Source organism: Bacteroidetes bacterium SB0662_bin_6, from assembly GCA_009839485.1.
Lineage (GTDB): Bacteria > Bacteroidota > Rhodothermia > Rhodothermales > VXPQ01 > VXPQ01.
This window is the reverse complement of sequence record VXPQ01000044.1, coordinates 1-10,144: the sequence shown is the minus strand read 5'-3', so window position 1 is coordinate 10,144 and position 10,144 is coordinate 1. Positions and strand designations below refer to the sequence as shown.

The 10,144-nt window shown below is 56.1% G+C and carries 7 protein-coding genes; 2 read left to right on the top strand and 5 right to left on the bottom strand.

Annotation, left to right across the window (positions count from 1 at the left end; genetic code table 11):
- The 3 genes from F4Y00_08000 to F4Y00_07990 all read right to left on the bottom strand — a co-directional run.
- The coding region (locus tag F4Y00_08000) for a hypothetical protein (protein ID MYE04895.1) at positions 1–1,058 on the bottom strand (1,058 nt) is incomplete at its 3' end.
- Entirely contained in the window at positions 1,051–1,866 is an 816-nt protein-coding gene (locus F4Y00_07995) for a hypothetical protein (GenBank protein MYE04894.1), read from the bottom strand. The genes F4Y00_08000 and F4Y00_07995, both read right to left, overlap by 8 nt.
- A gap of 417 nt (positions 1,867–2,283) precedes the next feature.
- Positions 2,284–3,657, bottom strand: coding sequence for a T9SS type A sorting domain-containing protein (locus F4Y00_07990; GenBank protein ID MYE04893.1), 1,374 nt, complete (start codon positions 3,655–3,657; stop codon positions 2,284–2,286).
- A gap of 177 nt (positions 3,658–3,834) precedes the next feature.
- Between F4Y00_07990 and F4Y00_07985 the strand changes: the two genes are divergently transcribed.
- On the top strand, positions 3,835–5,202 hold the full coding sequence (locus F4Y00_07985; GenBank protein MYE04892.1) for an FAD-dependent oxidoreductase: 1,368 nt from the start codon (positions 3,835–3,837) through the stop codon (positions 5,200–5,202).
- Between the two features lie 4 nt (positions 5,203–5,206).
- Here the strand turns inward: F4Y00_07985 and F4Y00_07980 are convergent, their stop codons facing one another.
- The gene (locus F4Y00_07980; GenBank protein MYE04891.1) at positions 5,207–6,601 is read right to left on the bottom strand and encodes an FAD-dependent oxidoreductase; all 1,395 of its coding nucleotides are present in this window, start codon (positions 6,599–6,601) and stop codon (positions 5,207–5,209) included.
- Between the two features lie 376 nt (positions 6,602–6,977).
- Positions 6,978–7,196, bottom strand: coding sequence for a DUF1508 domain-containing protein (locus F4Y00_07975; protein ID MYE04890.1), 219 nt, complete (start codon positions 7,194–7,196; stop codon positions 6,978–6,980).
- A gap of 231 nt (positions 7,197–7,427) precedes the next feature.
- On the opposite strand from F4Y00_07975, the gene F4Y00_07970 reads away from it, so the two are divergent.
- Positions 7,428–9,776, top strand: coding sequence for a response regulator (locus F4Y00_07970; GenBank protein ID MYE04889.1), 2,349 nt, complete (start codon positions 7,428–7,430; stop codon positions 9,774–9,776).
- Positions 9,777–10,144 lie beyond the last annotated feature (368 nt).

The window sequence follows — 10,144 nt, the reverse complement described above, 5'->3', positions numbered from 1 at the left end:
AGCGCATCGCCGTCGGGGTCCACCGCCGTCAGCCGTAACAGCTCGACCGGCTGATTGCGGCCATCGAGGTTCTCCGCCAGTTCCACGCGATAGACCGCCTGCACGAACCACGGCGTTCGGTTGACCACGTCCACCTCGATGCTGGACAACAGAGCGCCGTACCCGTCGGATACCCGTGCATGGATGGTCATGCGTCCGATCTCAACCGGCGCCTCCCATCGAGCGGTTGGGCTGTCGGTCGGTCCGTCAAAGCGACCGACCGATGCATTCCATGTGCAAAGCACCGGGTCGCCTTCCGGGTCCGACGCCGCCATGCTCAGAGACACCCCGCCGCCCCGCGGCACCGTACACGGGTCGCACGACAGCGACACCCTGGGCAGTCTGTTCACGTCGGTCACATCCACCGCCATGCTGCCCGTGATCGCGTCGTAGCCGCCCCCGGAAGCCGTATACGCCAGCGTCGCCGCGTCGTCCTCGTGGTCGGTGTCGTAGGCCACCGTCACCGTGACCGTCTGCGGCGTGTCCCAGTCGGTGGTCGTGAACGTCAGGCTCGTCTTGTCCAGGCTCAGGTCCGTGGACGCCTGACCCGTGATCTCCACTTCCACCGTCTGCAACGGCTCCGACCCCAGTTTCACCGTGTAGCTCGAGGCGCTCCCCTCAGCCATCGACAAGGCAGTCGGCGAAAGGGTGATTCCGGCAACATCGTCGTTCCAAACGTAGATGGGAAACGACGTAAGCGATTCTCCATCGTAGTCCGATCCCGTGCCACTGGGCGTCAGGTCGACATTGATTGTGCGCGTGCTGATCTCACCTCCCTCGTCGATCCGGTTGCCGACCAAATTGAAGCGCACGGGTTGCGGTACGTTCCAATTCTGTGACGTGAAAGTCAGGGCTTCCGAAGTCACCGTCAGGAAGTCCGGCTGGGTGCTCGTGGCTGTGACGGTTGTGGTATCGGTTGGCTCCGAATTCAGCTTAATCCAGAACCCCCAATCGCGATCACGATCCCAGAGGGCTTCGTACCAGCTCTGATCTCCAAGGGACGTCCCATCATCATGCAACCAGGTAGTGCGTCACGCCACGCGTGTCATCATCCACGACGTTGACGGTAAAGGGCACGAGCGATTGTCCAACGTAGTCCGATCCCGTGCCACCGGTCGTCAGGGTGATTTTGATTTGGTTATTTTCCCCATCGATGAAATTGTCGATCAAAGTGAAGCGCACGAGTTGTGCGTCGTCCCAATTCTCTGACGTGAAGGTCAGGGTTTGCGAAGGCACCGTCAGGGCGGCCGGCTGGGCGCTCGCGGGCGTGATGGTTGTGGTCGCGGATGGCTCCGAATCCAGATGAATGTAGAACCCCCCCTCGCCATGATTCTCGTACAAGCTAACGGCCGCGAACTTAGTTCCAACAGTCCCATCATTTGCCTTCTGGTAGTGCGTCACGCCACGCCTGTCATCGTCAAGCACGGTAACACTGACCACGGGGCGGTTGGTCTGGTCGTTTATCTGGTGCGTTATCTTGCCGAACTTGAAGACGCCTGCCATGTCCTCATCCGTCGCCGTCACCGTTATCGTCTGCGCCGTGGACCAGTCCGTGGTCGTGAACGTCAGGCTCGTCTTGTTGATTGTGATCACCCCGGATTTTTGCGTACACGAGGCGCCGTGGCCGTCACCGCATCTGGAAGTATCGTCAGTGACTGTTAAGGCAACCGTGGCGTCCGCAGACGGCGCCGAGTCCAGGACGACAGTGTAGGTGGCGGTCGCCCCCTCGTTCATGCTAAAATTGCTTGGCGATACCGTCAGGTTGAGGGGCTGAGCCGCGCCCCCAGTAGCCATCAAGGAATGCGCCAGAAGAACGCCGAGCGCCATTCTCTTCACGTTCCCCAACCACCGGCGGAGGCGCGAGGTTGACGGGTACAGGCCCCCCCGGGGGGAGGGGTAACTACGGCCCAGGTATATCATGAGAATCTCTCCCTCGCGGCTCCATGACAGCCGTGCCCAAGGCCAAGGGTATTCAGAACCTCTCTACCCGATGTAACTATTTGGCAAGACCAACCTTGACTACGTTGAACTCTTCATGGATTCGCGAAATATTCACAATTAAATTATTACGCAATTAAGTATGTGTATTCCATATTTTTTCGGGGTTAATTCGTTTAATTTCGGTTTGGATTTTGTTATTACTATCAATAAAGAAGTATATTCTAAACAACGTACACGCTATGTCGGATAGCGACACGGCTACGAATCAGGGCGAATATGGCAGGCGACCCTCGTTGAAACTGTCTACTGCAGAAGCATCATCTTGCGCACCCTCGTTTCTCCGTTTGCTGTGAGGCGGTATATGTACGTACCTGTCGGCAGGCTGCCCGCGCTGAACCGCACGTTATGGCGTCCCTGCGGTCGTACACTGTCCACAAGTACCGTAACAGTCCTTCCCAGCATATCGTATACGGCAAGGCGTACATGGCTTGTTTGCGGAAGCGCGTAGTCGATTACCGTTTCCGGATTGAACGGGTTCGGATAGTTCTGCGCCAGCGCAAACGCATCGGGAATTTCGTCGGCGACGCCTTCTATCGCGGTCGGCGCATCCGCGGGACGGATGACCTTGACCACTCTGGACCCGAGGCTGTCGAGAGGGCCAAAGTCATATGGAAGGGTTTCGTCGGTCGCCAACGCCATAAGTTCCTGTTTCAGTCTGGTTGCTCCCCAGGCGGGATTGGCAGCGGCGAGATTCGTGGCGTAAGCGGCAAGCACCGCCGTAGCATGGGAGGTGGAAGCGTCAGGGGATTCGACATAGATCGCATTCCGCTCGAAGGCGCCTCCGGCCCGCACCGCGGCTAACGCTGTCGTACCTTCCCGGATGGCTCCCACGAAGATCGTCCTGTCGAGCGCTACTCCGCTGTAGGCAATATAGTCGTCCAGCGCTCCGCAATGGGGAAGCCAGTAGTCGCTTTGATAGATGTGCGGGTAGTCGTCGCAGTAGATCGCGCGGGGGTCCTCAAGCGAAACGATTAGAGTATTTTCAAGCGACGAGATGAACAGAATGTTTTGCGTCGTCATCCATTCCGCTGTGGCTATCGCTTCCTTGAGGTACGGTCGGTCTCCCTCGTCGTCCCACCACTCGGGCTCCCAGGCCGCGGTCGAGTCGCCGCTATAGTAGTAGTTCGGCGAGTCGTCAGTCGCCGACCACAGGATACCGCCAATCCGATTCAATGCGTGGTGCATCAGCGCGGCTGTGTTTACCCCCCAAATATCCTGGTCGCCCAGCCGATACACCGGCTCCCCATAGAGTTGAACAAGATGGGCCTTCCCGGTATTCGCCAGAAAAGTGTCGGTAATCCTGTGGCCGTGATCGTTCGGGCCGAATCCCTGGCCATCCACCACCGTCACGTTCACTACCCCTGCCTCGTTGAGCACCGTCTCGGTAAAACCGTCCCTGACGAGCACAGGATCGTTTTGGGCCAGGATCGGAGGCGCCAGAGCGGCCAGCAACGAACCGAACAGGATCGGGATAAGCCATAGGCCCAGGTGACCAGGGCCCCCCTCAATGTCGGCTACGTACAGTCTACGGATACCGGGCCGCGGATCTATCCGTGAACCGCTATCATTGTCATTGCCGCTATATCTCATCGGTTCAGGGCCCCCGAAGAGATTCATGTAATTTGTAGTTGGTCGCTATCCGACATAGCGTGTACGTTGTTTAGAATATACTTCTTTATTGATAGTAATAACAAAATCCAAACTGAAACTAAACGAATTAACCCCGAAAAAATATGGAATACACATACTTATTTGTATACAATTTGTTCGCGTTAACGTTCTGGTCATTTTATCATGGATAATCGCAAGCGTGTAATCATAGTTGGTGGGGGCGCCGCCGGGTTGGCTGCCGCCTACATGTTGAAGAAGCGCGGCATCAATGTGATTCTGTTTGAAGAAAACGACAGAGCTGGCGGGCGTCTGCGTGGAGACCGGGTGGACGGCTTTTACATAGACGAAGGGGCCGATTTTTTCTGCTCGTCATATGATATTGTTTTCCGCATGTGCGAGGAATTGAACCTCCCGCTGGTGCGTTCGGTCATGAAACTGGGCTGGTATCGCAATGGAAAGTGGATCATTTCGAGTCCGATAGATTCTCTCGGGTCAGCAATCAGGCGCCTGACGGCGTTATGGGATCTGGGCTTCATAACACCCCGGTCCATTCGGCCAATGCTCAAAATCGCAAAGTCGATCAGGAAAGAAGCCGAATACCTGAATTTTTCCAGCGAATCCCGAATTCTCGAACTCGATGGCGAAGGCGATGCCGGGGCATATATGGACAGCCTTGGCGTCCCGGAATCATTGAGAGTGACGTTTCGCGGATTCCTTGAGATGACGATGGGCGATGTCGAATTAATGGGCAGCGCTTACATGCGCACATATCTGTCCGAGATGCTGATGAAAGCCGATCAGATATACGTGCCGGAGCAAGGAGCCGGTGCGCTTGCCGATGCACTGATTGATGCGTGCGGTGAAATCGTTCACGTTTCAAAGCCTGTGCCGAAAGTGGTTGTCACCGATGGGGTTGCAACCGGCGTGATCCTGGAGGACGGCTTTGTCGAAGCCGATGCCGTAATATGCGCTACCCCGGCAACGGCGGTTCCCCGCATAATTCCGGAACTGTCCTACAGGATTCGTTACACGCTTGAGACCGTGAGCTATTCACGCGGCTGTCGTGTCGTAATAGGACTTGATCGCCCACCGCTTCCGCCCGGATGGAACGGGGCGCTGTACCCGGAAGACGATACGCCCCTGCTGCTGGATCGGTCGATAAATCTTCCGGCATGCGTGCCCCCCGGCAAGAGCACGCTCGATCTTCTTGTCGGCCGCGAACGTGCCGAGGAGCTATTCCCGCTCGACGACGAGGAGATCAAGCGCCAGATGCTTCGCGATGCGCGTCGCCGTCCGCCCCCCGGCTCTAACCTGCCGGCTGACGACGAAGGGCTGTTCACACGGGTGTATCGCTGGCAAGAAGCCGTGTGTATGGGCCTGCCGTACATGTTCAAGGAAGTCGAAAAGGTGCGGCATCAACTCAATAAAGAGGTGGCGAATCTGTTTTTGGCGGGCGATTACATGCGTGTGCCTTCCGTAAACGGCGCCATGACCAGCGGTATTGACGCGGCCAGGCAGGCTGCGGAATGCTTGGCGATCCCGTACAGCTGAAACACTACGTGGCCGCTTTAGACACGTACCGTGCGGCTTCGTTGGCTGCATCGACGCCGCTGGCTAACGCACCGTTTACGGATGGCACACGCATGTAGTCACCGGCCAGGAAGAGGTTCTCTACGCTCTGGTCTAATTCGTCCCGCATGTTTGCTATGGCGGTGAACATGCCTGGCTGCATCATGCACACGGCCTCTTTCCAGCGATACACACGGGTGAACAAGCCTTCGTCGTCGTTTGGGAGGTCGGAGCCGGGAGGAGGGTTCCTGCGTGCATCCTGAAGCATCCGGTGCCGGATTTCTTCATCATCCATTGGGATCAGTTCTTCGGCACGATCACGACCGACAAGAAGATCGAGCGTGTTCTTGCCCGCAGGAGCACAAGCGGGAAGATTGATCGACCTGTCCAAAAGAAGCGGAGTCTCGTCTTCCGGATACAAGGCGCCATGCCAGCCGAGAGGAAGCGGCGGACGGTCGAGGCCGATCACTACCCGACAACCGGACGAATAAGTCACCCCGCCAAGCACACGGCGAACACCGGCGGGAAGGTCTGGAATGATGTCCGGCACCTTTGTGGCGGGAACGGCACAGATGACTGCATCTGCTTCGACAAGCCCGCCATCAACAATTACGCCCTTTGCGACGTTCTCTCTCTCTCTCTCTCTCTCTCTCTCTCTCTCTCTCTCTCTAATCACCCGCTGCACCGGTGTCGAGGTGCGAACAACGTCTTCGCAAGCACCGGCCAGAGCGTAAGAAAGGGTGCAGGCGCCCTTTTCCGGTACGTATATCTGGTTGGCCTTCATAAACATTTCCGAGAAATAGGTCCGCATGTACGCTTCACTGGCGTGTTCGACATGCCCCATCGTCATTTTCAGGAATCCTTCAATAGTGACCTTGAGGGAATCAGGCGCACCGATCCTATTAAGGTAATCTCCGAAACTCTCCTCTCCATCGATTTCTGCGATCCGACCTTCGCTGGAGAAATTCAAGTATTCCTGCTGCCTCCTTAAATCTCTGACAAACTTCAGGAATGGCCAGAATCCCCGGGGTGATACAAAATCCAGATTCCACAACGTTGCCAAGTTTCCGGCGATGCTGCGAGGCGATAGGCTTAATGCCGAGACAGACCAGCGGCCATTTTTATACCAGCCGAGGTTCATCTTCGAACGCAGCAAAGGCAATCCCAATTCCTTGCATATGCGGAAGGCAACATCGTAGGAAGAGCAGAAGAAGTCCGTCCCGGCGTCAATGTGAAACCCATCGACTACCTCACCGAACGCACGTCCGCCCATCCGGTCGTTGGCCTCGAACAACAAGACGTCAATATCCCTGTTCCTTAGCGTGTAGGCAGCAGCCAGTCCAGCCATGCCGCCGCCAATAATAACCACCCGTTTTTTCATGTCACTCTCGAAAACGATTCATGATGTTGTCGGTTTTTGTCGTAAGTCGTATGGTTTCCCGGTACTGTCGTGATCGGATCTCACGCCACCCCACGGGCAATATCAAGGCCGGTCCTTTTCGCCTGCGGAGTCATTGTTCCACATACTACGCATCCTGTGGGCGACTCAGCCTGACCCTGTTCGCTTTTCACTCCGTCACGAAGTTGATTCAAGTAGCGCCGCCAAAGACTACGCAATGCAGTGTGTAGATTGTGTGATAGGGGGGGTAGTGTTTTTTATGTGATGATCCAATTATTCACAATCATCTCTAATCTCTCCAATGGAGAGTCACGCGCCATATTCCCGGCCGCATCCTTAACGCCACAAAGGAGCAGGATCAGAATGCAGCCAGAATGGGGTTCGCCGCAGATATGTCATATACGGGCGAATGCACGTTCGATCGCACCATACGTATTTGCCGAACGCACTCGTCCCTTGTGTCGAAACCCTGGGAGGAAGTGGCAACGATCCCATGACGAGGAACGATGAGGCGCCAGCGCCATTTTTTCTCGCTGTCCCTGTACACCTCGTATCGGTTGCTTGTCATAACAATCATGACTTGTCGGAGGGTTGTTTACGTTTCCGGCTTTACAAGCCTGAGAGAAATGCCCATTCTGTAAATTGTTTAGTACGGCATGCATAATTATACGCATATTAGTATGTGTATATCGTGAGCATTCATCTTCATTAATGTTATTTGCGTGTGTATTTACCACTATTTCCTAATGGAGAGTTATACTTCAAACAACGTACGCGCCACGCTGAGCAACAACCGACTACGAATTACATGAAGTATTCCGATGAATCAGGGCGAGCAAACGAGGTACTGTCCGAGCACACCTCCCGACTGTGTGCGGCCATGCTGCGAATCGGCGCAAGCCTTGAACTGGACGTTGTCCTGCAAGAGATCGTGGAGAATGCCCGCGAGCTGGCTGATGCACGCTACGGTCTTATTGCGACCACCGACACGGCGGGAATAGTAGAGAATGTCGTCATGTCCGGCTTTACTCCGGAAGAGCAACAACAATTGCTGAACTGGTCCGACGGTCCCGGGGTCTTCAAACACTTTCGGGAATTGCCCAGGGTTCTGCGTTTGACGGACCTGCCCGCCTACATCGACTCGTTGGGTCATTCGGTAGATCTGATGCGCACAAAGACGTTTCAGAGCTCTCCGATGCATCATCAAGGCCGGTATGTCGGCCACTTTTTTCTCGGCGGCAAGCAGAGCGGACCGGAATTCACAAGCGAGGATGAGGAGATTCTGGTGATATTTGCGTCCCAGGCGGCAATGGCCATCGCCAATGCCCGCGCGCACCGCGATGAGCAGCGAGCCCGGGCCTATCTGGAGACTCTGGTGGATACGTCCCCTGTGGGCGTGGTGGCCTTCGACACCAGGACAGATAATCCGGTACTGTTCAATCAGGAAGCGATGCGGCTGGTCGAAGGCATACGCGCACCGGAGCACACGGAGGAGCAGCTGCTGGATATAGTAACATGCCGGCGAGCCGATGGGCGGGACGTGACATTTGGCGAACTCATGGCGGCGCTCAATTCCGGCAATTCCGAAACGGTGCGGGCGGAAACCGTCGAGCTTTCAGTCGGCGACGGTCGGAGTGTCAAGATACTGATCAATGCCACGCCGATTCACTCCGGCGACGGCATAACCGAATCATTGGTTGTCACCATGCAGGATCTGGCGCCGCTGGAGAAGCTTGAGCGGTTGCGAGCGGAGTTCCTCGGCATGGTGAGCCACGAATTGCGGGCTCCGCTTGCCTCTATCAAGGGGTCGGCAGCCACCGTACTGGCAGCTCCCGAGACGCTGGGCCGAGGCGAAATGCTACAGTTTTTCCGGATCGTCAATGGGCAGGCCGATCATATGCAAAGCCTGATCGGCGACCTCCTGGATAACGCCCACATCGACACAGGCACGTTATCGGTTTTTCCCGAACCTTCGGAAGTGTCCGACCTTGTAGAACGGGCAAGAACCGCATTCCTGAGCGGGGGAAGCCAGCATACCGTGCTCATCGACCTTCCGATGGAACTGCCCCGAATAATGGCCGACGGTCAGCGCATCGTCCAGGTGCTGCATAATCTCTTCTCGAATGCAGCCAGAAACTCTCCCGCGTCGTCTCCTATCAATGTAGCTGCACACCAGGAGGGCGCTCACATCGCTATTTCGGTCTCTGACGAGGGTAGGGGCGTGTCCCCGGAGTTGCTGCCGCACCTGTTCGAGAAATACACCGGATTCAGTAAAGATGCAGAGCAGGGGATCGGAGGGTTCGGTCTGGGACTTGCCATCTGCAAGGGACTGGTAGAGGCCCACGGCGGACGAATCCGGGCCGAGAGCGACGGGGTGGGTCTGGGCGCACGGTTCACGTTCACGGTTCCGGTAGCCGAGGAAGCCATCGCCGATGAGCAGCCCTGCAGGGACCGCTCCGCCAAGCCCGAAACCGCATCCGAGTCGGTGCGCATTCTCGTAGTGGACGATGATCCGAGCGCACTTCGCTATATCCGGGACATTCTTACGTCGGCGGGCTATTCCCCGATCGTTACCGACAACCCTCGGGGGCTGTCCCGGCTGATAAGGGCGGAAAAACCCGATCTGGTCCTGCTCGATCTGGTTTTTCCCGGAATAGATGGCATCGACTTGATGAAGAACGTGTCTGAGTTGACCGATCAGCCGGTCATTTTTCTGTCCGCCTACAAAAGGGGCGAGACCATTGCGCAAGCCCTGGAGATCGGGGCCATCGACTACATTGTCAAGCCGTTCCTGCCCATCGAGCTTACGGCAAGAATTCAGTCGGCCCTGCGAAGACGTGCCGAGCCGGATAATATTTTTGCGCTGAAGGATCTCCGTATTGATTATGACCAGCACCGCGTGACCGTGGCGGATCGTACGATACGCCTGACCACTACCGAGTACAGGCTGTTGCGAGCGCTATCGCTCGGGGCAGGGAAAGTATTGATCTATGACAAGTTGCTTCGCCTGGTGTGGAACAACAACAGCAGTGCAACCAAGGAGAACGTGCGCACCTTCGTGAAGACGCTCCGTCGCAAGCTGGGGGATGATCCTGCCAGGCCGAAATATATCCTGAACGTGCGAGGAGTCGGATATAAAATGTACCTGCCGGCCTGACCGTTTTCAGCGCCAATTTGTTGTTGTTTTACATTTTCCATTAGAAAAAACAGCATATCCACACCAAAACAACACGGATTAATTAAAAAAAACACTAAATGTACACAATAAAATGTGTATTAAAATCAAAGTAAATGGTTGAGCGCTGGATCAACCCATGACGGGGTGACCATACTCAAGGCTGGTTTTAGCAACCATTAATATGCAGGGGTTGAGAGGCTGGAGGCCCCCGGCTTGCGCACAACGGTCCTTGCAGCCGCGAAAGTTGGAAAAATGTAGTAACCCTCATGATGTATCCGGACCGGTGGACCGCATGGTGGGGGGGGGGGGGGGGGGGGGGGGGGGGGGGGGGGGGGGGGGGGGGGGGG